Origin of the sequence: Citrobacter tructae, from assembly GCF_004684345.1 — a bacterium.
Taxonomy (GTDB): Bacteria; Pseudomonadota; Gammaproteobacteria; order Enterobacterales; family Enterobacteriaceae; genus Citrobacter; species Citrobacter tructae.
This window is the reverse complement of sequence record NZ_CP038469.1, coordinates 2,458,916-2,481,745: the sequence shown is the minus strand read 5'-3', so window position 1 is coordinate 2,481,745 and position 22,830 is coordinate 2,458,916. Positions and strand designations below refer to the sequence as shown.

General features: G+C 52.3%; 19 protein-coding genes. All 19 read left to right on the top strand.

What is annotated here, in order from left to right; genetic code table 11:
• Positions 1-64: 64 nt before the first annotated feature.
• The 19 genes from tsf to tilS all read left to right on the top strand — a co-directional run bounded on the left by tsf (position 65) and on the right by tilS (position 22,808).
• Positions 65-916 carry a translation elongation factor Ts gene (gene tsf / locus E4Z61_RS12710; RefSeq protein ID WP_135323085.1) on the top strand — a complete coding sequence of 284 codons (852 nt, stop codon included), beginning with the start codon at positions 65-67 and terminating at the stop codon, positions 914-916.
• 147 nt (positions 917-1,063) lie between these two features.
• Positions 1,064-1,789, top strand: a complete 726-nt coding sequence (gene pyrH, locus E4Z61_RS12705; protein ID WP_135323084.1) for a UMP kinase — start codon at positions 1,064-1,066, stop codon at positions 1,787-1,789.
• A gap of 139 nt (positions 1,790-1,928) precedes the next feature.
• Positions 1,929-2,486: a ribosome recycling factor gene (frr, locus tag E4Z61_RS12700; protein WP_005132113.1), complete on the top strand. Its 558-nt coding sequence runs from the start codon at positions 1,929-1,931 to the stop codon at positions 2,484-2,486.
• 110 nt (positions 2,487-2,596) lie between these two features.
• Positions 2,597-3,793: a 1-deoxy-D-xylulose-5-phosphate reductoisomerase gene (gene ispC / locus E4Z61_RS12695; protein ID WP_135323083.1), complete on the top strand. Its 1,197-nt coding sequence runs from the start codon at positions 2,597-2,599 to the stop codon at positions 3,791-3,793.
• A gap of 312 nt (positions 3,794-4,105) precedes the next feature.
• Positions 4,106-4,864, top strand: a complete 759-nt coding sequence (ispU, locus tag E4Z61_RS12690; protein WP_135323082.1) for a (2E,6E)-farnesyl-diphosphate-specific ditrans,polycis-undecaprenyl-diphosphate synthase — start codon at positions 4,106-4,108, stop codon at positions 4,862-4,864.
• A gap of 12 nt (positions 4,865-4,876) precedes the next feature.
• A complete protein-coding gene (gene cdsA, locus E4Z61_RS12685) occupies positions 4,877-5,734 on the top strand; it encodes a phosphatidate cytidylyltransferase (RefSeq protein WP_135323081.1) in 858 nt (285 codons plus the stop codon).
• Between the two features lie 11 nt (positions 5,735-5,745).
• On the top strand, positions 5,746-7,098 hold the full coding sequence (gene rseP, locus E4Z61_RS12680; protein ID WP_135323080.1) for a sigma E protease regulator RseP: 1,353 nt from the start codon (positions 5,746-5,748) through the stop codon (positions 7,096-7,098).
• A gap of 29 nt (positions 7,099-7,127) precedes the next feature.
• Entirely contained in the window at positions 7,128-9,542 is a 2,415-nt protein-coding gene (bamA, locus tag E4Z61_RS12675; protein WP_135323079.1) for an outer membrane protein assembly factor BamA, read from the top strand.
• 120 nt (positions 9,543-9,662) lie between these two features.
• Positions 9,663-10,148 carry a molecular chaperone Skp gene (gene skp / locus E4Z61_RS12670; protein ID WP_096758233.1) on the top strand — a complete coding sequence of 162 codons (486 nt, stop codon included), beginning with the start codon at positions 9,663-9,665 and terminating at the stop codon, positions 10,146-10,148.
• A gap of 3 nt (positions 10,149-10,151) precedes the next feature.
• Positions 10,152-11,177, top strand: a complete 1,026-nt coding sequence (gene lpxD, locus E4Z61_RS12665; RefSeq protein ID WP_135323078.1) for a UDP-3-O-(3-hydroxymyristoyl)glucosamine N-acyltransferase — start codon at positions 10,152-10,154, stop codon at positions 11,175-11,177.
• Between the two features lie 104 nt (positions 11,178-11,281).
• Complete coding sequence (fabZ, locus tag E4Z61_RS12660; RefSeq protein ID WP_000210739.1) at positions 11,282-11,737, top strand: 3-hydroxyacyl-ACP dehydratase FabZ; 456 nt, start codon at positions 11,282-11,284, stop codon at positions 11,735-11,737.
• Positions 11,738-11,740: 3 nt separating this feature from the next.
• Positions 11,741-12,529, top strand: coding sequence for an acyl-ACP--UDP-N-acetylglucosamine O-acyltransferase (lpxA, locus tag E4Z61_RS12655; protein ID WP_135323077.1), 789 nt, complete (start codon positions 11,741-11,743; stop codon positions 12,527-12,529).
• The gene (gene lpxB / locus E4Z61_RS12650; protein ID WP_135323076.1) at positions 12,529-13,677 is read left to right on the top strand and encodes a lipid-A-disaccharide synthase; all 1,149 of its coding nucleotides are present in this window, start codon (positions 12,529-12,531) and stop codon (positions 13,675-13,677) included. Before lpxA ends, lpxB begins: the two co-directional genes overlap by 1 nt.
• Complete coding sequence (rnhB, locus tag E4Z61_RS12645; RefSeq protein WP_135323075.1) at positions 13,674-14,270, top strand: ribonuclease HII; 597 nt, start codon at positions 13,674-13,676, stop codon at positions 14,268-14,270. Before lpxB ends, rnhB begins: the two co-directional genes overlap by 4 nt.
• Positions 14,271-14,306: 36 nt before the next feature.
• On the top strand, positions 14,307-17,789 hold the full coding sequence (gene dnaE, locus E4Z61_RS12640) for a DNA polymerase III subunit alpha (RefSeq protein ID WP_135323074.1): 3,483 nt from the start codon (positions 14,307-14,309) through the stop codon (positions 17,787-17,789).
• A gap of 12 nt (positions 17,790-17,801) precedes the next feature.
• Positions 17,802-18,761 (top strand): acetyl-CoA carboxylase carboxyl transferase subunit alpha, encoded by a 960-nt coding sequence (gene accA / locus E4Z61_RS12635; protein WP_135323073.1) that lies wholly within the window; start codon positions 17,802-17,804, stop codon positions 18,759-18,761.
• A 99-nt stretch (positions 18,762-18,860) separates the two neighbouring features.
• Positions 18,861-20,999 carry a lysine decarboxylase LdcC gene (ldcC, locus tag E4Z61_RS12630; protein WP_135323072.1) on the top strand — a complete coding sequence of 713 codons (2,139 nt, stop codon included), beginning with the start codon at positions 18,861-18,863 and terminating at the stop codon, positions 20,997-20,999.
• Between the two features lie 65 nt (positions 21,000-21,064).
• Positions 21,065-21,454: a VOC family protein gene (locus E4Z61_RS12625; RefSeq protein ID WP_135323071.1), complete on the top strand. Its 390-nt coding sequence runs from the start codon at positions 21,065-21,067 to the stop codon at positions 21,452-21,454.
• A 61-nt stretch (positions 21,455-21,515) separates the two neighbouring features.
• On the top strand, positions 21,516-22,808 hold the full coding sequence (gene tilS, locus E4Z61_RS12620) for a tRNA lysidine(34) synthetase TilS (protein WP_135323070.1): 1,293 nt from the start codon (positions 21,516-21,518) through the stop codon (positions 22,806-22,808).
• Positions 22,809-22,830 lie beyond the last annotated feature (22 nt).

Here is a 22,830-nt window from a genome sequence, read left to right as displayed (position 1 = left end):
CCTTTTTCACTTTTAAATCTGTGCGGTTATGGCCGGGCAGATCAAATCTTCCGAGGATTTTAGAATGGCTGAAATTACCGCATCCCTGGTAAAAGAGCTGCGTGAGCGTACTGGCGCAGGCATGATGGATTGCAAAAAAGCACTGACTGAAGCTAATGGCGACATCGAGCTGGCAATCGAAAACATGCGTAAATCTGGTGCGATCAAAGCGGCGAAAAAAGCAGGCAACGTTGCTGCTGACGGCGTGATCAAAACCAAAATCGACGGCAACTACGGTATCATTCTGGAAGTTAACTGCCAGACTGACTTCGTTGCTAAAGATGGTGGTTTCCAGGCATTTGCTGACAAAGTTCTGGATGCTGCAATCGCGGGCAAAATCACTGACGTTGAAGTTCTGAAAGCACAGTTCGAAGAAGAACGTGTTGCTCTGGTTGCTAAAATCGGTGAGAACATCAACATCCGTCGTGTTGCTTCCATCGAAGGCGACGTACTGGGTTCATACCAGCACGGTGCGCGTATCGGTGTTCTGGTTGCGGCTAAAGGCGCAGACGAAGAGCTGGTTAAACAGCTGGCAATGCACATTGCTGCAAGCAAGCCTGAATTCGTTAAGCCTGAAGACGTGTCTGCTGAAGTGGTAGAGAAAGAATACCAGGTTCAGCTGGATATCGCGATGCAGTCCGGTAAGCCGAAAGAAATCGCAGAGAAAATGGTTGAAGGCCGCATGAAGAAATTCACCGGTGAAGTTTCTCTGACTGGTCAGCCTTTCGTTATGGATCCGAGCAAATCTGTTGCTCAGCTGCTGAAAGAGCACAACGCAGACGTAACTGGCTTCATCCGCTTTGAAGTGGGTGAAGGCATCGAGAAAGTTGAGACTGACTTTGCAGCAGAAGTTGCTGCGATGTCCAAGCAGTCTTAATTTTTCTAAAGGAGCCGCCTGAGGGCGGCTTCTTTTTGTGTCTGGCTTGTAAATTCAGTGAACCGCTATAGTGGTGACACTGAAAAGCGACTTACAATGTCGCTGGTATTAACTCATCTCATTCGTTGACAGTCTCAGGAAAGAAACATGGCTACCAATGCAAAACCCGTCTACAAACGTATTCTGCTTAAGTTAAGTGGCGAAGCTCTGCAAGGTTCAGAAGGCTTCGGTATTGATGCAAGCATACTTGACCGTATGGCTCAGGAAATCAAAGAACTGGTTGAACTGGGTATTCAGGTTGGCGTAGTGATTGGTGGCGGTAACCTGTTCCGTGGTGCTGGTCTGGCGAAAGCGGGAATGAACCGCGTTGTGGGCGACCACATGGGCATGTTGGCCACCGTAATGAACGGTCTGGCGATGCGCGATGCGCTTCACCGCGCCTATGTGAACGCTCGCCTGATGTCCGCAATCCCTCTGAACGGCGTGTGCGATAACTACAGCTGGGCGGAAGCGATTAGCCTGCTGCGTAACAACCGTGTTGTTATCCTGGCGGCCGGTACCGGCAACCCGTTCTTCACTACCGACTCCGCAGCTTGTCTGCGTGGTATTGAAATCGAAGCCGATGTGGTACTGAAAGCCACCAAAGTGGACGGCGTGTTTACCGCCGATCCGGCGAAAGATCCTACCGCGACCATGTACGAACAGCTGACCTATACAGAGGTTCTGGATAAAGAGCTGAAAGTAATGGATCTGGCGGCGTTCACGCTGGCTCGTGACCACAAATTGCCGATTCGTGTCTTCAACATGAACAAACCGGGCGCACTGCGCCGCGTTGTGATGGGTGAAAAAGAAGGCACGTTAATCACGGAATAATTCCCGTTGCGGCTAAATGCAGGTAATATTCCGCTTTAATGTCGCGGGATACGTCCCTCAAAATTAATCAAGACTATACTTGTCACATCTTGCGCGGTGGGTATGGTCTGACTGAAACCAGCTTTCAAGGATTCGTAACGTGATCAACGATATCAGAAAAGATGCTGAAGTACGCATGGACAAATGCGTCGAAGCGTTCAAAAACCAAATCAGCAAAATTCGCACGGGTCGTGCTTCTCCCAGCCTGCTGGACGGCATTATCGTGGAATATTACGGCACGCCAACTCCGCTGCGTCAGCTGGCAAGTGTAACGGTTGAAGATTCCCGTACCCTGAAAATCAACGTGTTTGACCGTTCTATGGGTCCGGCCGTTGAGAAAGCGATTATGGCTTCCGACCTCGGTCTGAACCCAAGCTCTGCGGGTTCTGACATCCGCGTTCCACTGCCGCCGCTGACCGAAGAACGTCGTAAAGATCTGACCAAGATCGTGCGCGGCGAAGCAGAAGGTGCGCGTGTTGCTGTGCGTAACGTTCGCCGTGACGCCAACGACAAAGTGAAAGCACTGCTGAAAGATAAAGAGATCAGCGAAGATGACGATCGCCGTTCTCAGGACGACGTACAGAAACTGACTGACGCTGCTATCAAGAAAGTGGATGCGGCGCTGGCAGAGAAAGAAGCGGAACTGATGCAGTTCTGATTCGCCTGTACGCTTAAAACGCCGCTTAGAAGGCCTGAGAAGGCTGGAGGGCGGCGTTTTGCTTTATTCTGTCTATATACCTTAAAGGGTAAAATTCTTCTGGATGTCTGATGAAGCTATTAACCATTCTCGGCTCAACCGGCTCTATTGGTTGTAGTACGCTGGATGTCGTACGCCATAACCCGGAAACGTTTCGCGTTGCTGCGCTGGTTGCGGGTAAAAATGTTGCCCGTATGGTCGAGCAATGTCTGGAGTTCTCTCCCCGCTATGCGGTAATGGACGATGAAAAAAGCGCGGCGTTGGTAAAAGCTGCTCTGCAGGAGCAGGGAAGTCGCACCGAGGTGATGAGCGGGCAGCAGGCGGCCTGTGAAATGGCTGCGCTGGATGATGTCGATCAGGTTATGGCTGCGATTGTGGGTGCTGCGGGCCTGTTGCCGACGCTTGCGGCAATCCGTGCAGGCAAAAGCATTTTGCTGGCGAATAAAGAGTCGCTGGTAACCTGTGGTCGCTTGTTTATGGATGACGTGAAGCGCCACAAAGCGCAGCTTTTGCCGGTAGATAGCGAACATAACGCGATTTTTCAGAGTTTACCTCAACCGATTCAACACAATCTGGGATACGCTGACCTTGAGCAAAATGGCGTCATGTCCATTCTGCTTACCGGGTCTGGTGGCCCTTTCCGTGAAACGCCATTGCACGATCTGGTTTCAATGACCCCCGATCAAGCATGCCGTCATCCGAACTGGTCGATGGGACGAAAAATCTCCGTCGATTCTGCCACTATGATGAATAAAGGTCTGGAATACATTGAAGCGCGCTGGTTGTTTAATGCCAGTGCAAGCCAGATGGAAGTGCTGATTCATCCGCAGTCGGTTATTCATTCGATGGTTCGTTATCAGGATGGTAGCGTTCTGGCACAGCTGGGTGAGCCGGATATGCGCACACCTATTGCCCATACGATGGCATGGCCGGAACGTGTCACGTCTGGCGTGAAGCCTGTCGACTTTTGCAAACTCAGTGCGTTGACGTTTTCCGCACCGGATTACCAACGCTATCCGTGCCTGAAACTGGCGATGGACGCGTTTGAGCAAGGGCAAGCGGCGACAACGGCGCTAAACGCCGCGAATGAAATTACCGTTGCCGCATTTCTGGCGCAACAAATTCGATTTACCGATATTGCCGGGCTCAATTTATCCGTACTGGATAAGATGGATTTGCAGGAACCCCGGAGCGTTGATGACGTGCTGAGGGTCGATGCCGTTGCTCGGGACGTCGCCAGAAAACAAGTGATGCGACTCTCAAGCTGATGATTATCCCTCTACAGAGGATCGTGCTATTTGTTAGCGTTGGGCTTCAGTGATATAGTCTGCGCCACCCGATCGCAGGTATTTGCATTTTTTCGGTTGGGTAAGCCGTGGTTTGACACGGCTTTTTTGTGGATGCACAAAATCATTCAGGTTGCATCAAGGCGGCAAGTGAATGAGTTCCCAGGAGCATACAAATAGTATGTGACTGGGGCGAATGAACACAGCCAACGAAGAGGCAGCCTGAAGGATGAAGCGCAAAGGCTTCAGTATTCCTGAGTACCGTTAAATCCTTTCAGGGACTAAAAACGCGTTATGTTGTCTGCAACTCAACCATTAAGCGAAAATTTGCCAGCACATGGCTGTCGCCATGTAGCCATTATTATGGATGGCAATGGCCGCTGGGCGAAAAAGCAAGGGAAGATTCGCGCCTTTGGGCACAAGGCCGGAGCAAAATCCGTCCGCCGGGCTGTCTCTTTTGCTGCCAATAACGGTATAGATGCGTTAACGCTGTATGCCTTTAGCAGTGAGAACTGGAACCGACCTGCGCAGGAAGTGAGCGCGTTAATGGAATTATTCGTGTGGGCGCTTGATAGTGAAGTGAAAAACCTGCATCGCCATAACGTTCGTCTGCGTATTATCGGGGATATCAGTCGATTTAACTCACGTTTGCAAGAACGGATTCGCAAGTCGGAAGCGATTACCGCCCAGAATACTGGGTTAACGCTGAATATTGCTGCGAATTACGGCGGACGTTGGGATATTGTCCAGGGGGTCAGGCAACTGGCGCAACAGGTGCAAGACGGCCTGCTGCGCCCTGAGCAAATTGACGAAGAGATGCTTGGTCAGCAAGTTTGTATGCATGAACTGGCTCCTGTGGATTTAGTGATAAGGACTGGGGGAGAGCATCGCATCAGTAACTTTTTGCTGTGGCAAATTGCCTATGCTGAACTTTACTTTACGGATGTTCTCTGGCCCGATTTCGATGAACAAGACTTTGAAGGTGCGCTGCATGCCTTTGCTAATCGAGAGCGTCGTTTCGGCGGCACCGAACCCGGTGAAGAAAAAGCCTGATGGGGGTCGCTTTTGCTGAAGTATCGCCTGATTTCTGCTTTTGTTTTAATACCCGTTGTCATCGCGGCGCTGTTTTTGCTGCCGCCGGTGGGGTTCGCCATTGTTACGCTGGTCGTGTGTATGTTGGCCGCGTGGGAATGGGGACAGTTAAGCGGTTTCACCACTCGCACACAGCGAGTCTGGCTGGCGGTTCTGTGCGGGCTTTTGCTGGCACTGATGCTGTTTTTACTGCCTGAATATCATCACAATATTCATCAGCCGCTGGTAGAAGTGTCGCTTTGGGCGTCATTGGGCTGGTGGAGTGTCGCGCTGTTGCTGGTGCTGTTTTATCCTGGTTCTGCGTCGGTCTGGCGTAATTCCAAAACATTACGCATAATTTTCGGCGTGTTAACTATTGTCCCTTTCTTTTGGGGAATGCTGGTGCTACGTGCCTGGCATTATGATGAGAATCATTATAGTGGCGCGGTATGGCTGCTGTATGTCATGATCCTCGTCTGGGGAGCGGATTCCGGTGCGTATATGTTTGGTAAGCTGTTTGGCAAACATAAGCTGGCGCCGAAGGTCTCTCCGGGTAAAACCTGGCAAGGTTTTATTGGCGGACTCGCCACTGCAGCCGTGATCTCATGGGGTTATGGCATGTGGGCGAATCTTGATGTCGCGCCTGTCACCTTGCTCATTTGCTCTATCGTTGCAGCCCTGGCCTCTGTGCTGGGTGACTTGACTGAGAGTATGTTTAAGCGTGAAGCAGGTATTAAGGACAGTGGTCACTTAATTCCAGGGCATGGCGGCATTCTGGATCGTATTGATAGCCTGACGGCTGCGGTACCGGTCTTTGCTTGTCTGCTGTTACTGGTATTCAGGACGCTTTAACGGATGGTCTTATGCTGAGTATTCTCTGGAATCTGGCTGCATTCATCGTCGCACTGGGTGTGCTTATAACCGTGCACGAATTTGGTCATTTCTGGGTTGCCCGGCGCTGCGGAGTCCGCGTTGAGCGCTTTTCCATTGGCTTTGGAAAGGCGCTGTGGCGCCGCACCGATAGATTAGGCACAGAATACGTCATCGCCCTGATTCCCCTCGGCGGCTACGTCAAAATGCTGGATGAGCGTGCTGAGCCGGTGATACCGGAACTGCGGCACCATGCGTTCAACAATAAAACAGTCGGGCAACGCGCCGCCATTATTGCCGCAGGTCCGATTGCTAACTTCCTTTTTGCTATTTTTGCTTACTGGCTGGTGTTTATCATCGGTGTCCCTGGCGTGCGTCCGGTTGTTGGTGAAATAACACCCAATTCGATTGCCGCACAGGCGCAAATTCAGCCAGGCACGGAACTAAAAGCGGTTGATGGTATCGAAACCCCTGATTGGGATACCGTGAGATTGCAGCTGGTCTCCAAAATCGGCGATGAGCAGACTATCCTCAGCGTGGCGCCGTTTGGCAGCAACCAGCGACAGGACAAAACGCTGGATTTGCGCCAATGGGCATTTGAGCCAGACAAACAGGATCCCGTCACGAGTTTGGGGATTCGCCCACGTGGCCCGCAGATTGAACCCGTGCTGTCAGAAGTGCAGGTTAACTCCGCGGCAAGTAAGGCGGGTTTGCAAGCTGGCGACAGGATCGTTAAAGTCAATGGTCAGCCGTTAACGCAATGGATGACGTTTGTGACGCTGGTACGCGATAATCCGAATAAGCCGTTAGCGCTAGAAATTGAAAGGCAGGGGAGTTCCTTGTCTTTGACGTTAACTCCGGACTCAAAACCGGGTAACGGTCAGGAAGAAGGTTTTGCGGGCGTCGTGCCTAAAATTATTCCTCTGCCTGATGAGTATAAGACTGTACGCCAGTATGGGCCATTCAGCGCCATCCTCGAAGCCTCGGATAAAACGTGGCAGTTGATGAAGTTGACGGTCAGTATGCTGGGAAAATTGATTACCGGTGATGTAAAACTGAACAACCTCAGTGGGCCGATTTCTATCGCCCAGGGGGCTGGGATGTCAGCGGAGTTCGGGGTGATTTATTACCTGATGTTCCTTGCGCTTATCAGCGTGAACTTAGGGATAATTAACCTGTTTCCGTTGCCCGTTCTTGACGGGGGGCATCTGCTGTTCCTGGCGATTGAAAAGCTGAAGGGCGGTCCGGTATCCGAGCGTGTTCAAGACTTTAGTTATCGCATTGGCTCGATTTTGCTGGTGTTGTTAATGGGGCTTGCACTTTTCAATGATTTCTCTCGGTTGTAAGAGAGTGTTAGGAAGAACGCATAATAACGATGGCGATGAAAAAGTTGCTCATAGCGTCGCTGCTGTTTAGCAGCGCCACCGTATACGGTGCTGAAGGGTTCGTCGTGAAGGACATTCATTTCGAAGGCCTACAGCGAGTCGCCGTTGGTGCGGCTCTCCTCAGTATGCCGGTGCGCACAGGCGACACGGTTAATGATGAAGATATCAGTAATACCATTCGTGCTCTGTTCGCCACCGGTAACTTTGAGGATGTCCGCGTCCTGCGCGATGGTGATACCCTTCTGGTTCAGGTAAAAGAACGTCCGACGATTGCCAGCATCACTTTCTCCGGTAACAAATCGGTGAAAGATGACATGCTGAAGCAAAACCTCGAGGCGTCTGGCGTGCGTGTTGGCGAGTCTCTGGATCGCACAACGCTTGCCGATATCGAAAAAGGCCTGGAAGATTTCTACTATAGCGTCGGTAAGTACAGCGCCAGTGTGAAAGCGGTGGTGACACCGTTGCCGCGTAACCGCGTTGACCTCAAACTGGTGTTCCAGGAAGGTGTCTCGGCGAAGATCCAACAGATCAATATCGTCGGCAACCATGCCTTTACAACCGACGAGCTTATCTCTCACTTCCAGTTGCGCGATGAAGTGCCGTGGTGGAACGTAGTGGGCGATCGTAAATACCAGAAACAGAAACTAGCGGGCGACCTTGAAACCCTGCGCAGCTACTATCTGGATCGCGGCTATGCTCGCTTCAATATTGACTCCACGCAGGTCAGCCTGACGCCGGATAAGAAAGGTATCTATATCACCGTCAACATCACAGAAGGCGAGCAGTACAAGCTTTCTGGGGTTCAGGTGAGCGGTAACCTGGCCGGACACTCTGCCGAAATTGAGACCCTGACGAAAATCGAACCAGGTGAACTCTATAACGGCACTAAAGTGACCAAAATGGAAGATGATATTAAGAAGCTTCTGGGTCGCTATGGTTATGCTTATCCGCGCGTACAGTCGCAGCCTGAAATCAACGATGCCGACAAGACGGTTAAATTACGCGTAAACGTCGATGCGGGTAACCGTTTCTATGTGCGTAAGATCCGCTTTGAAGGTAACGATACTTCTAAAGACTCCGTCCTGCGCCGCGAAATGCGCCAGATGGAAGGCGCATGGCTGGGTAGCGATCTGGTCGATCAGGGTAAAGAGCGTCTGAACCGTCTGGGCTACTTCGAAACTGTAGACACCGATACTCAACGTATTCCGGGCAGCCCGGATCAAGTTGATGTGGTCTACAAGGTGAAGGAACGTAACACCGGTAGCTTTAACTTCGGCGTCGGTTACGGTACCGAGAGCGGCGTGAGCTTCCAGGCGGGCGTTCAGCAGGATAACTGGTTAGGTACTGGCTATTCGGTCGGTATTAACGGCACCAAAAACGATTACCAGACCTATACTGAGTTGTCTGTGACCAACCCGTACTTCACTGTTGATGGTGTGAGCCTTGGCGGCCGCGTCTTCTATAACGACTTTGAAGCGGATGACGCAGACCTGTCCGACTATACCAACAAAAGTTATGGTACAGACGTAACGCTGGGCTTCCCGATCAACGAATACAACACGTTGCGTGCAGGCCTGGGTTATGTACACAACTCCTTGTCTAACATGGATCCGCAGGTTGCAATGCAACGTTATCTGGTTTCCATGGGTGAGAATCCTGACGCTGATAGCTTCAAATCAGACGATTTCACCTTTAACTACGGTTGGACATATAACAAGCTGGACCGTGGGTATTTCCCAACGGAAGGTACGCGTGTCAACCTGAATGGTAAAGTCACCGTTCCGGGTTCTGATAACGAATACTACAAAGCGACGTTGGATACCGCGACCTATGTACCGATCGATGACGACCATAAGTGGGTTGTTCTGGGTCGTACCAAGTGGGGCTACGGTGATGGTATAGGCGGCAAAGAGATGCCGTTCTATGAAAACTTCTATGCCGGTGGCTCCAGTACCGTGCGTGGTTTCCAGTCCAACACCATTGGTCCAAAAGCCGTCTATTTACCAGCAAATCGTTATAATAATGATGACGATTATGACAACGAATGTGACACCACCAATACGTCACCGTGTAAATCAGACGATGCAGTGGGCGGTAACGCCATGGCTGTCGCCAGCCTGGAGTTTATTACCCCAACGCCGTTTATTAGCGACAAGTATGCCAACTCGGTCCGTACTTCCTTCTTCTGGGATATGGGTACCGTCTGGGATACCAACTGGGATTCGGCTAAGTACTCTGGTTATCCAGATTACAGCGATCCGAGCAATATCCGTATGTCTGCTGGTATCGCGTTACAATGGATGTCCCCATTGGGGCCGTTGGTCTTCTCCTACGCCCAGCCGTTCAAAAAGTACGATGGAGACAAAGCAGAGCAGTTCCAGTTTAACATTGGTAAAACTTGGTAATTGTTCTTCACAAAGGAATGTAGTGGTAGTGTAGCGATGACTTTAGGCGATCCTGCGGGATCGTCTGGCCACGCAAAGAACTGTACCTTCGGGTGCAAATGGGATGGTAAGGAGTTTATTGTGAAAAAGTGGTTATTAGCTGCAGGTCTCGGTTTAGCGATGGCAACGTCCGCACAGGCTGCTGACAAAATTGCAATCGTCAATATGGGTAGCCTGTTCCAACAGGTGGCGCAGAAGACTGGTGTTTCTAGCACGCTGGAAAACGAGTTCAAAGGCCGCGCCAGCGAACTGCAGCGCATGGAATCCGACCTGCAATCTAAAATGCAGCGTCTGCAATCCATGAAAGCAGGTAGCGATCGTACCAAGCTGGAAAAAGACGTTATGGCTCAGCGCCAGACTTTCTCTCAGAAAGCGCAAGCTTTTGAGCAGGATCGTGCACGTCGTTCCAACGAAGAACGTGGCAAACTGGTTACACGTATCCAGACTGCTGTGAAATCTGTCGCTAGCAGCCAGAGTATCGATCTGGTCGTTGACGCAAACACCGTTGCTTACAACAGCAGCGATGTAAAAGACATCACCGCTGACGTACTGAAACAGGTTAAATAAGTAATGCCTTCAATTCGACTGGCTGATTTAGCAGAGCAGTTGGATGCAGAATTACACGGTGATGGCGATATCGTCATCACCGGCGTAGCGTCCATGCAATCTGCGCAAACTGGCAATATCACGTTCATGGTGAATCCTAAGTACCGTGATCACTTAAGCCTGTGCCAGGCTTCTGCCGTTGTGATGACGCAGGACGATCTTCCTTTTGCTAAGAGTGCCGCGCTGGTAGTGAATAATCCCTACCTGACCTATGCACGAATGGCGCAAATTTTAGATACCACGCCTCAGCCGGCGCAGGACATTGCACCCAGTGCAGTAATTGATGCGACGGCGAAGCTGGGTAAGAATGTCTCTGTTGGCGCAAATGCGGTCATCGAGTCTGGCGTCGAACTGGGCGATAACGTGGTTATTGGTGCAGGAAGCTTCGTCGGAAAAAATACAAAAATCGGTGCAGGCTCACGCTTGTGGGCGAATGTGACGATTTACCACGACATCCAGATCGGTGAAAATTGCCTGATCCAGTCCAGCACTGTCGTCGGTTCTGACGGCTTTGGCTATGCGAACGATCGTGGCAACTGGGTGAAGATCCCGCAGCTTGGTCGCGTGATTATTGGCGATCGTGTCGAGATCGGCGCTTGCACGACCATCGATCGTGGCGCTCTGGACGATACCGTGATCGGCAATGGTGTTATCATTGATAACCAGTGCCAGATTGCGCATAACGTTGTGATTGGCGACAATACGGCAGTAGCCGGTGGCGTCATTATGGCGGGTAGCCTGAAGATTGGCCGTTACTGCATGATTGGCGGCGCCAGCGTGATTAATGGGCATATGGAAATATGCGACAAAGTCACGGTGACTGGCATGGGTATGGTGATGCGTCCTATCACTGAACCGGGCGTCTACTCCTCAGGCATTCCGCTACAACCCAACAAGGTATGGCGTAAAACAGCGGCGCTGGTGATGAATATTGATGATATGAGCAAGCGTCTCAAGGCGATTGAACGCAAGGTTAATCAACAAGACTAAAGCATCGTTTTACGCATGTCTGACTTTACGGCCTGTCACATTCATACGATTGCGGCAGGCCGTGTTATTATTGCCTTTTAGTATATTTTGACAGGAAGAGTATTTTGACTACTAACACTCATACTCTGCAAATTGAAGAGATTTTAGAGCTTCTGCCGCACCGTTTTCCGTTTCTGCTGGTTGACCGTGTGCTGGATTTTGAAGAAGGTCGTTTTCTGCGCGCAGTGAAAAATGTATCCGTTAACGAGCCTTTCTTCCAGGGCCATTTCCCGGGTAAACCGATTTTCCCTGGCGTGCTGATTCTGGAAGCAATGGCGCAGGCAACAGGTATTCTGGCGTTTAAAAGCGTAGGAAAGCTGGAGCCGGGCGAGCTGTATTATTTTGCAGGTATCGATGAAGCACGCTTCAAGCGTCCTGTCGTGCCAGGCGATCAGATGATCATGGAAGTGACTTTCGAGAAAACGCGCCGCGGCCTGACCCGTTTTAAAGGGGTTGCGCTGGTCGACGGTAAAGTTGTGTGCGAAGCAACGATGATGTGTGCCCGTAGCCGGGAGGCCTGATACGTGATTGATAAATCCGCCTTTATTCACCCGACCGCCATTGTGGAAGAGGGCGCCAGTATTGGTGCTAATGCCCACATTGGTCCTTTTTGTATTGTTGGACCCCACGTTGAAATTGGTGAGGGTACCGTACTGAAGTCTCACGTTGTCGTGAATGGCCATACTAAAATTGGTCGCGATAATGAGATCTATCAGTTTGCCTCCATCGGCGAAGTAAACCAGGATCTGAAGTATGCTGGCGAACCAACCCGTGTGGAAATTGGCGATCGCAACCGCATTCGCGAAAGCGTCACCATTCATCGTGGCACAGTGCAGGGCGGTGGGTTGACGAAGGTGGGCAGCGATAACTTACTGATGATCAACGCGCACGTCGCGCATGATTGTACGATTGGTAATCGCTGTATTCTGGCGAATAACGCCACGCTTGCCGGACATGTTTCACTGGATGATTTTGTTATCATTGGCGGGATGACGGCGGTGCATCAGTTCTGCATCATCGGTGCGCACGTGATGGTCGGCGGTTGTTCTGGCGTAGCTCAGGATGTTCCGCCATACGTTATTGCCCAGGGCAACCACGCGACGCCATTTGGTGTCAATATCGAAGGGCTGAAGCGTCGTGGGTTCACCCGCGAAGCGATTACCGCGATCCGCAATGCTTACAAAGCGTTGTACCGCAGCGGCAAAACGCTGGAAGAAGCGAAACCGGAAATCGCCGAACTGGCGAAGCAGTACCCCGATGTTCAGGCTTTCAGCGATTTCTTTGAACGCTCAACGCGTGGCCTGATTCGTTAATGACTGCACAGCGTCCTTTAACGATTGCCCTTGTCGCCGGAGAAACCTCCGGCGATATTCTTGGTGCCGGATTAATTCGTGCGCTCAAGGCGCGTGTACCCAATGCCCGCTTTGTTGGCGTGGCGGGTCCGCTGATGCAGGCCGAAGGCTGCGAAGCCTGGTACGAAATGGAAGAACTGGCGGTGATGGGCATTGTTGAAGTGCTCGGACGTCTGCGCCATTTACTGCATATTCGTGCCGATCTGACTCGCCGCTTCACCGATCTCAAGCCGGATGTTTTCGTCGGTATTGATGCACCTGATTTCAATATTACCCTTGAAGGTAACCTGAAAAAACAGGGCATTAAAACCATTCATTACGTCAGCCCTTCCGTATGGGCATGGCGACAGAAACGCGTTTTCAAAATAGGTAGATCCACCAATATGGTGCTGGCCTTTCTACCTTTCGAAAAAGCGTTTTATGACAAATTTAATGTTCCGTGCCGCTTTATCGGTCACACCATGGCGGACGCCATGCCGTTGGATCCGGATAAAAACGCGGCTCGCGATGTGCTGGGTATTCCCCATGATGCACACTGCCTGGCGTTATTACCAGGAAGCCGTGGCGCAGAAGTGGAAATGCTCAGCGCCGATTTTCTGAAAACGGCACAGCTGTTACGCCAACAGTATCCCGATCTTGAAGTGGTCGTGCCGCTGGTGAATGCCAAACGGCGAGAACAGTTTGAGCGCATCAAAGCTGAAGTTGCACCGGAACTTTCCGTACATCTGCTCAATGGGATGGGACGCGAAGCGATGGTTGCCAGCGATGCTGCGCTGCTGGCTTCGGGCACGGCAGCACTGGAATGTATGCTGGCGAAGTGTCCGATGGTTGTCGGCTACCGGATGAAACCCTTCACGTTTTGGCTGGCGAAGCGTCTGGTGAAAACCGATTATGTTTCGTTGCCGAACCTGCTGGCGGGAAGAGAATTAGTCAAAGAACTGTTGCAGGATGAGTGCGAACCTCAGGCGCTGGCGAAAGCGCTGCAGCCGTTGCTGGCGAATGGCAAAACCAGCCATGCGATGCACGATACGTTCCGCGACCTGCACCAGCAGATCCGTTGCAATGCCGATGAACAGGCGGCGGATGCAGTTCTGGAGTTAGCACAATGATTGAATTTGTTTATCCACATACGCATTTAGTCGCGGGTGTGGATGAAGTAGGACGGGGTCCTTTGGTTGGGGCCGTGGTGACTGCTGCGGTCATTCTTGACCCGGCGCGTCCGATTATTGGTCTCAACGACTCCAAAAAATTGTCTGAAAAGCGTCGTCTGTCACTTTACGATGAAATCAAAGAAAAAGCGTTAAGCTGGAGTCTTGGCCGTGCGGAACCGCATGAAATCGACGAGCTGAATATTCTGCATGCCACCATGCTGGCGATGCAGCGTGCGGTAGCGGGTTTGCATATTACGCCAGAATACGTGCTGATTGACGGGAATCGTTGCCCGGCCTTACCGATGCCATCGATGGCGGTGGTAAAAGGGGACAGTCGCGTGGCGGAGATCAGCGCTGCGTCAATCCTGGCAAAAGTCACTCGCGATGCTGAGATGGCGGCGCTGGATGCTGTTTTTCCGCAGTATGGCTTTGCGCAGCACAAAGGCTACCCAACCGCTGTTCATTTGGCTGCGCTAGTTGAACACGGTGCTATCGAGCATCACCGTCGCAGCTTTGCTCCTGTCAAACGCGCACTGGGACTCACGTCCTGATTCTTGTGGCAAGAATAAGTAAACCGGAATCTGAAGATGTCTGAACCACGTTTCGTCCACCTGCGGGTGCACAGCGACTACTCCATGATTGATGGGCTGGCGAAAACCGGGCCGCTGGTGAAAAAGGCTGCCGCGTTGGGCATGCCTGCGCTGGCGATCACCGATTTCACCAACCTGTGTGGTCTGGTGAAGTTTTACGGAGCGGGTCACGGTGCGGGCATTAAGCCAATTGTTGGCGCTGATTTTCATGTTCGTAGTGAACAGTTTGGTGATGAACTCACGCAGCTCACCGTGCTGGCTGCCAATAATACGGGCTATCAGAATCTCACGCTGCTTATCTCAAAAGCTTATCAGCGCGGCTATGGCGCAGAAGGGCCAGTCATCGACAAAGACTGGCTTGTTGAGTTAAAAGAAGGTTTGATTTTGCTGTCCGGTGGTCGTATGGGCGACGTCGGACGCAGTCTGCTGCGCGGCAACAGCGCACTGGTTGATGAGTGCGTGGCGTTTTATGAAGAACATTTTCCCAATAGTTATTTTCTGGAACTGATCCGCACGGGCAGGCAAGACGAAGAAAATTATCTGCATGCCGCGGTGGCTCTGGCCGAAACGCGGGGCTTGCCCGTTGTGGCGACCAACGATGTTCGCTTCCTTGAAACCGGAGATTTCGACGCGCATGAGATCCGCGTGGCGATCCACGATGGTTTCACACTTGATGATCCGAAACGCCCGCGCAACTATTCGCCGCAGCAGTATATGCGCAGCGAAGAGGAGATGTGCGATCTATTCTCCGACATCCCGGAAGCGCTGCAAAATACCGTCGAGATAGCTAAACGTTGTAATGTGACGGTGCGTCTGGGCGAGTACTTCCTGCCGCAGTTCCCGACCGGGGATATGACCACCGAGGATTTCCTCGTGGCAAAATCGCGCGAAGGGCTGGAAGAGCGTCTGGCGTTTTTATTCCCGGACGAAGCCGAGCGTCAAGAGAAACGCCCACCCTATGATGAGCGTCTGGAGATTGAACTTCAGGTTATCAACCAGATGGGCTTCCCGGGCTACTTCCTGATCGTAATGGAATTTATCCAGTGGTCGAAAGACAACGGCGTGCCGGTAGGGCCGGGACGTGGTTCCGGTGCGGGGTCGCTGGTGGCCTATGCGCTGAAGATTACCGACCTCGACCCGCTGGAATTTGATCTGCTGTTCGAACGTTTCCTTAACCCGGAACGTGTCTCAATGCCCGACTTCGACGTTGACTTCTGTATGGAGAAACGCGATCAGGTTATTGAACATGTGGCAGAAATGTATGGTCGCGACGCGGTTTCGCAGATTATTACCTTCGGTACAATGGCTGCAAAAGCGGTTATCCGCGACGTGGGGCGTGTACTGGGCCACCCGTACGGTTTTGTGGATCGTATTTCAAAACTGGTACCACCCGATCCGGGGATGACGCTGGCAAAAGCCTTTGAAGCTGAGCCGCAACTGCCAGAAATCTACGAGGCGGACGAAGAGGTCAGGGCGCTGATCGACATGGCGCGTAAGCTGGAAGGCGTCACGCGTAACGCCGGTAAGCATGCGGGTGGCGTGGTTATCGCGCCCACTAAAATTACTGATTTTGCCCCGCTTTATTGTGATGAAGAAGGTCTTCATCCGGTAACCCAGTTCGATAAAAACGACGTGGAATACGCCGGGCTGGTGAAGTTTGACTTCCTGGGTCTGCGTACGTTGACGATCATCGACTGGGCGCTGAAAATGATCAACCCGCGTCGGGCAAAGCAGGGGCTGGAGCCGATTGATATCGCCGCCATCCCGCTCGACGATAAAAAAAGTTTTGATATGCTGCAACGCTCGGAGACGACTGCCGTCTTCCAGCTTGAATCCCGCGGCATGAAAGATCTGATCAAACGTCTGCAGCCTGACTGTTTCGAAGATATGATAGCCCTGGTGGCGCTGTTCCGTCCTGGTCCTCTGCAGTCGGGGATGGTAGATAACTTTATCGACCGTAAGCACGGGCGAGAAGAGATATCTTACCCGGATGTACAATGGCAGCATGAGTGCCTGAAACCGGTTCTGGAGCCGACCTACGGCATTATCCTGTATCAGGAACAGGTCATGCAGATTGCCCAGGAGCTGTCTGGTTATACTCTTGGCGGCGCGGACATGCTGCGTCGTGCGATGGGTAAGAAAAAACCGGAAGAGATGGCCAAGCAGCGCGGCACCTTTGAAGAAGGGGCGAAGAAGCGCGGCGTAGACGGCGAACTGGCGATGAAAATCTTTGACCTGGTGGAGAAATTCGCCGGTTATGGATTTAACAAATCGCACTCCGCAGCCTATGCGCTGGTCTCGTACCAGACGCTATGGCTGAAAGCGCATTACCCCGCCGAGTTTATGGCAGCGGTAATGACCGCTGATATGGATAACACCGAGAAAGTGGTCGGACTGGTGGATGAATGCTGGCGCATGGGGCTGAAAATCCTGCCGCCGGATATCAACTCCGGGCTGTATCATTTCCACGTGAATGATGATGGCGAGATTGTGTATGGCATCGGCGCGATAAAAGGCGTGGGTGAAGGACCTATTGAAGCTATTATTGAAGCGCGTAACAAAGGTGGCTATTTCCGCGAGCTGTTCGATCTCTGTGCCCGTACGGATATTAAAAAGCTAAACCGTCGGGTGCTGGAAAAACTGATCATGTCCGGGGCGTTTGACCGCCTTGGTCCGCATCGCGCCGCGCTGATGAATTCGCTGAACGATGCGCTTAAAGCTGCCGATCAGCACGCAAAAGCCGAAGCTATCGGTCAGGCCGATATGTTTGGTGTACTGGCGGAAGAACCGGAACAAATTGAACAATCTTATGCCAACTGTACGCCGTGGCCGGAACAGGTGGTATTAGACGGTGAGCGTGAAACGTTAGGGCTTTACCTGACGGGACACCCCATCAACCAGTATTTAAAAGAAATTGAGCGCTATGTCGGAGGCCACAGGCTGAAAGACATGCATCCGACAGAACGTGGTAAAGTCACCACGGCTGCGGGGCTCGTCATTGCTGCGCGGGTAATGGTCACCAAGCGCGGCAATCGTATCGGCATCTGTACGCTGGATGACCGTTCCGGGCGTCTGGAAGTGATGTTGTTTACCGAGGCCCTGGATAAATACCAGCATTTGCTGGAAAAAGACCGCATACTTATCGTCAGCGGACAGGTCAGCTTTGATGACTTCAGCGGTGGGCTTAAAATGATGGCCCGTGAAGTCATGGATATTGACGAAGCCCGGGAAAAATATGCTCGCGGGCTTGCTATCTCGCTGACGGACAGGCAAATTGATGACCAGCTTTTAAACCGACTCCGTCAGTCTCTGGAACCCCACCGCTCGGGGACAATTCCAGTACATCTCTACTATCAGAGGGCGGATGCACGTGCGCGGTTGCGTTTTGGCGCGACGTGGCGTGTCTCTCCGAGCGATCGTTTGCTAAACGATCTCCGTGGCCTTATTGGTTCGGAGCAGGTGGAACTGGAGTTTGACTAATACAGGAATACTATGAGTCTGAATTTCCTTGATTTTGAACAGCCGATTGCAGAGCTGGAAGCAAAAATCGATTCTCTGACTGCGGTTAGCCGTCAGGATGAGAAACTGGATATTAACATCGATGAAGAAGTGCATCGTCTGCGTGAAAAAAGCGTAGAACTGACGCGCAAAATCTTTGCCGATCTTGGCGCATGGCAGGTAGCCCAACTGGCACGCCATCCGCAGCGTCCGTACACCCTGGATTATGTCCGCCTGGCGTTTGATGAATTTGATGAGCTGGCGGGCGATCGTGCCTATGCGGATGATAAAGCTATCGTCGGCGGCATCGCGCGTCTTGATGGCCGTCCGGTGATGATCATTGGTCATCAGAAGGGCCGTGAGACCAAAGAGAAAATCCGTCGTAACTTTGGCATGCCAGCGCCGGAAGGCTATCGTAAAGCGCTGCGTCTGATGGAAATGGCCGAACGTTTCAAGATGCCGATCATTACCTTCATTGACACCCCAGGGGCTTATCCGGGCGTGGGCGCGGAAGAACGCGGTCAGTCTGAAGCTATTGCGCGTAACCTGCGTGAAATGTCACGTCTGAGCGTGCCGGTTATCTGTACCGTTATCGGTGAAGGTGGCTCCGGTGGCGCGCTGGCGATCGGCGTGGGCGATAAAGTGAATATGCTGCAATACAGCACCTATTCCGTTATCTCGCCGGAAGGCTGCGCGTCCATTCTGTGGAAAAGCGCGGATAAAGCACCTCTGGCGGCTGAAGCCATGGGTATCGTTGCGCCGCGTCTGAAAGAGCTGAAGCTTATCGATTCCATCGTCCCGGAACCGTTGGGTGGTGCGCATCGTAATCCAGAAGTCATGGCTGCGTCGCTGAAAGCACAGTTGCTGGCCGATCTGGCCGATCTTGACGTGTTAAGCACGGAAGAACTGAAAAACCGCCGTTACCAGCGTTTGATGAGCTACGGTTACGCGTAAACTGCATTTATTCTGAAAAGGGCCACAACGCAGTGGCCCTTTTTTTTACCTGCGGTTTGACCAGGCTATGATTAACTAAGGTTTTTCCAGGAGAAACGCATGAATATCATTGCCATCATGGGACCGCATGGCGTCTTTTATAAAGATGAGCCCATCAAGGAACTTGAGCGTGCGCTGCAGCAGCAGGGATTTCAGATTATCTGGCCGCAGAATAGCGTCGACCTGCTGAAATTTATTGAGCATAACCCGCGAATTTGTGGCGTCATTTTTGACTGGGATGAATACAGCCTTGAGCTGTGTAGTGACATCAACCAGCTTAACGAATATCTCCCGCTTTACGCCTTTATCAATACCCATTCGACAATGGATGTTAGCGCACACGACCTGCGCATGGCGCTGTGGTTCTTTGAGTATGCTCTTGGTCAGTCCGAAGATATTGCCACCCGCATTCGCCAGTACACCGGTGAGTACCTCGATAACATCACACCACCGTTTACCAAAGCGCTGTTCACTTATGTGAAAGAAGGGAAGTATACCTTTTGTACGCCGGGTCATATGGCGGGAACGGCGTACCAAAAGAGCCCGGTGGGCTGCTTGTTCTATGACTTTTTTGGTGGCAATACGCTCAAAGCTGACGTCTCCATTTCCGTGACCGAACTGGGATCGCTGCTAGACCATACCGGTCCGCACCTGGAGGCAGAAGAGTATATTGCCCGCACCTTTGGTGCAGAGCAGAGCTATATGGTGACGAATGGTACTTCGACGTCGAATAAGATTGTCGGCATGTATGCCGCCCCGACAGGAAGTACGCTACTGATTGATCGTAACTGCCATAAGTCACTGGCGCATTTGCTGATGATGAGTGACGTGGTGCCCATCTGGCTGAAACCCACGCGCAATGCGCTGGGTATTCTTGGTGGTATACCTCGTCGGGAATTTACCCGTGAGAGTATTGAGCGCAAAGTTGGGGAGACTGCCCAGGCCCAGTGGCCGGTACATGCGGTGATCACTAACTCCACCTACGACGGCCTGTTGTATAACACCAACTGGATCAAGCAGACGCTGGACGTGCCTTCTATCCACTTTGATTCAGCCTGGGTACCCTACACCCATTTTCACCCAATCTACCAGGGGAAAAGCGGCATGAGCGGTGAACGGGTGCCGGGAAAAGTGTTCTTTGAAACCCAATCGACCCACAAGATGCTGGCAGCGTTGTCGCAGGCCTCTCTGATCCACATTAAGGGCGACTACGATGAAGAGACCTTTAACGAAGCCTTTATGATGCACACCTCGACGTCACCGAGTTACCCGATTGTCGCGTCGATAGAAACGGCAGCGGCAATGCTGCGTGGCAATTCAGGTAAGCGCTTAATCAATCGATCCGTCGAGCGTGCGCTCCATTTTCGCAAGGAAGTTCAGCGGTTGCGGGAAGAGTCGGACGGCTGGTTCTTTGATATCTGGCAGCCGGAAAGGGTGGATGAAGCAGAGTGCTGGCCAGTGGCACCTGACGAAGACTGGCACGGATTTGTCGATGCTGACGCCGACCACATGTTCCTCGACCCGGTGAAGGTCACCATTCTGACGCCGGGGATGGATGAGCAAGGGAGTATGAGTGAAGAGGGGATCCCCGCCGCGCTGGTAGCGAAATTCCTTGATGAGCGTGGTGTCGTCGTCGAGAAAACAGGTCCGTATAATCTGTTGTTTCTGTTCAGTATTGGGATTGATAAAACCCGTGCGATGGGCTTGCTGCGCGGGCTGACAGAGTTCAAACGTTCGTACGATCTGAATTTGCGCGTGAAAAATATGCTGCCGGATCTGTATGCTGAAGATCCTGATTTTTATCGTAATATGCGTATTCAGGATCTGGCGCAGGGGATCCACAATCTGATCCGCCAGCACGATCTCTCCGGGCTGATGTTACGGGCATTTGACACGTTGCCGGAAATGAAAATGACGCCACATCAGGCCTGGCAGCGGCAGATCAAAGGTGAAGTGGAGACCGTGACCCTCGATCAACTGGTGGGGCGCGTTTCTGCAAATATGATCCTGCCTTATCCTCCCGGCGTACCGCTGCTGATGCCGGGGGAAATGATCACCGAAGAAAGCCGGGCGGTGCTGGATTTCCTGCTGATGTTGTGTTCTGTCGGCCATCATTATCCTGGGTTTGAAACGGATATCCATGGCGCCAAACTGGGCGAGGACGGCGTGTATCGAGTGAGAGTCCTAAAAATGGCATAACAATTTGCCTGAACCGACTGTGGACAAGTAACGTGCGAAAAGAAAATTGAAGAGGCAAAGACGCTATGCTGGGATTAAAACAGGTTCACCATATTGCCATTATTGCGACGGACTACGCGGTGAGTAAGGCATTTTACTGTGATGTGCTTGGCTTTACGCTGATGAGCGAGGTCTACCGGGAAGAACGCGATTCCTGGAAAGGCGATCTGGCGCTGAACGGGCAGTACGTGATTGAGCTTTTTTCTTTTCCATTTCCGCCTTGCCGCCCGAGCCGACCGGAAGCCTGTGGTTTACGTCATCTGGCGTTCAGCGTAGATGATGTGGAAAAGTCGATAACCCATCTGGAAAGCCATGATGTGAAATGCGAGCCGGTACGTATCGATCCCTTTACCGGTAAACGTTTTACCTTTTTCAACGATCCGGACGGATTACCGCTTGAACTGTACGAGCTGTAAGGCTTGTCATTGTGGCGTTAGCCCGGTAACGTGCCGGGCAATGCCATTGTAAGTAACCATCATGACGACACTCACGCTGAACACTTCACTGCTGAATTCTCAATTGATTCTGGTCGCCTTTAGCGGCGGGCTGGACTCCACTGTACTGCTGCATCAGCTGGTGCTGTGGCGAAAACAGCACCCCGGCGTCGCTTTGCGCGCGATCCACATCCATCATGGTTTGAGTCCGCACGCAGATGAATGGGTGACTCACTGTGAATCGGTCTGTGCGCAGTGGCAGGTGCCGCTGGTGGTTGAGCGGGTGCATCTTCAGGACGAAGGGCTGGGTATAGAAGCTCAGGCACGTCGGGCGCGCTATCAGGCATTTGCCCAGACGTTGCTGCCAGATGAGGTGCTGATGACCGCCCAGCATCTTGATGATCAGTGTGAAACTTTTCTGCTGGCGCTCAAACGCGGCAGCGGCCCGGCCGGGCTTTCTGCGATGGGGGAAAGTTCGCCGTTTGCCGGAACCCGGCTTATTCGCCCGCTATTGACGCAAACGCGTGACGCGCTTGAACGCTGGGCGCGGGAGCATGGGTTACGCTGGATTGAAGATGAAAGTAATCAGGATGACACCTACGATCGCAATTTCTTGCGTCTGCGCATTCTCCCTCAACTGCAACAGCGCTGGCCGCACTTCGCCGAGGCGACGGCCCGCAGTGCGGCGCTGTGTGCTGAGCAGGAAAGTTTGCTGGATGAACTACTGGATAACGATTTAGCGGCGTGTGTCACCGCTCAAGGCAGCTTGCAGCTGGCGCCGTTAATGACGATGAGTGACGTACGGCGTGCTGCATTGCTGCGGCGTTGGCTGGCTGGTCGAAATGCGCCGATGCCTTCTCGCGATGCGCTGGAGCGAATCTGGCAGGAAGTGGCGTTGGCGCGGGAAGATGCTTCGCCGTGTTTACGTTTGGGCGAGTACGAAGTCCGCCGTTATCAGTCTCAGCTGTGGTGGGTTAAATCTATCGTTGGGCAAAGTGAAACGATGATCCCGTGGTCATGCTGGCAAGCTCCGCTGGTACTGCCTGACGGGCTGGGAACGATGCAGTTAGTTCCTGGCGGTGAATTGCGCATGCCGCGAGCAGATGAACCCGTCAGTATTCGCTTTAAAGCTCCCGGCTTATTGCACATTGTCGGGCGTAACGGTGGGCGTAAGCTCAAAAAAATCTGGCAGGAGCAGGGCATTCCCCCCTGGAGACGAGATACCACTCCGTTGCTATTTTACGGTGAAACGCTGATTGCCGCGGCTGGTGTCTTTGTTACCCTGGAAGGGCTGGCGGAAGGGGAAAACGGTGTGAGTCTGGAGTGGAATGACTGATGGCACTGCGCTTATCAGGCCT

What these genes read in the sequence shown, in the direction of transcription:
- bamA (WP_135323079.1), top strand. Translation starts at nt 7,128, where the DNA reads ATGGCGATGAAAAAGTTGCTCATAGCGTCGCTGCTGTTTAGCAGCGCC.
- ispU (WP_135323082.1), top strand. Translation starts at nt 4,106, where the DNA reads ATGTTGTCTGCAACTCAACCATTAAGCGAAAATTTGCCAGCACATGGC.
- dnaE (WP_135323074.1), top strand. Translation starts at nt 14,307, where the DNA reads ATGTCTGAACCACGTTTCGTCCACCTGCGGGTGCACAGCGACTACTCC.
- pyrH (WP_135323084.1), top strand. Translation starts at nt 1,064, where the DNA reads ATGGCTACCAATGCAAAACCCGTCTACAAACGTATTCTGCTTAAGTTA.
- accA (WP_135323073.1), top strand. Translation starts at nt 17,802, where the DNA reads ATGAGTCTGAATTTCCTTGATTTTGAACAGCCGATTGCAGAGCTGGAA.
- rseP (WP_135323080.1), top strand. Translation starts at nt 5,746, where the DNA reads ATGCTGAGTATTCTCTGGAATCTGGCTGCATTCATCGTCGCACTGGGT.
- E4Z61_RS12625 (WP_135323071.1), top strand. Translation starts at nt 21,065, where the DNA reads ATGCTGGGATTAAAACAGGTTCACCATATTGCCATTATTGCGACGGAC.
- rnhB (WP_135323075.1), top strand. Translation starts at nt 13,674, where the DNA reads ATGATTGAATTTGTTTATCCACATACGCATTTAGTCGCGGGTGTGGAT.
- tsf (WP_135323085.1), top strand. Translation starts at nt 65, where the DNA reads ATGGCTGAAATTACCGCATCCCTGGTAAAAGAGCTGCGTGAGCGTACT.
- lpxB (WP_135323076.1), top strand. Translation starts at nt 12,529, where the DNA reads ATGACTGCACAGCGTCCTTTAACGATTGCCCTTGTCGCCGGAGAAACC.
- tilS (WP_135323070.1), top strand. Translation starts at nt 21,516, where the DNA reads ATGACGACACTCACGCTGAACACTTCACTGCTGAATTCTCAATTGATT.
- lpxD (WP_135323078.1), top strand. Translation starts at nt 10,152, where the DNA reads ATGCCTTCAATTCGACTGGCTGATTTAGCAGAGCAGTTGGATGCAGAA.
- ispC (WP_135323083.1), top strand. Translation starts at nt 2,597, where the DNA reads ATGAAGCTATTAACCATTCTCGGCTCAACCGGCTCTATTGGTTGTAGT.
- ldcC (WP_135323072.1), top strand. Translation starts at nt 18,861, where the DNA reads ATGAATATCATTGCCATCATGGGACCGCATGGCGTCTTTTATAAAGAT.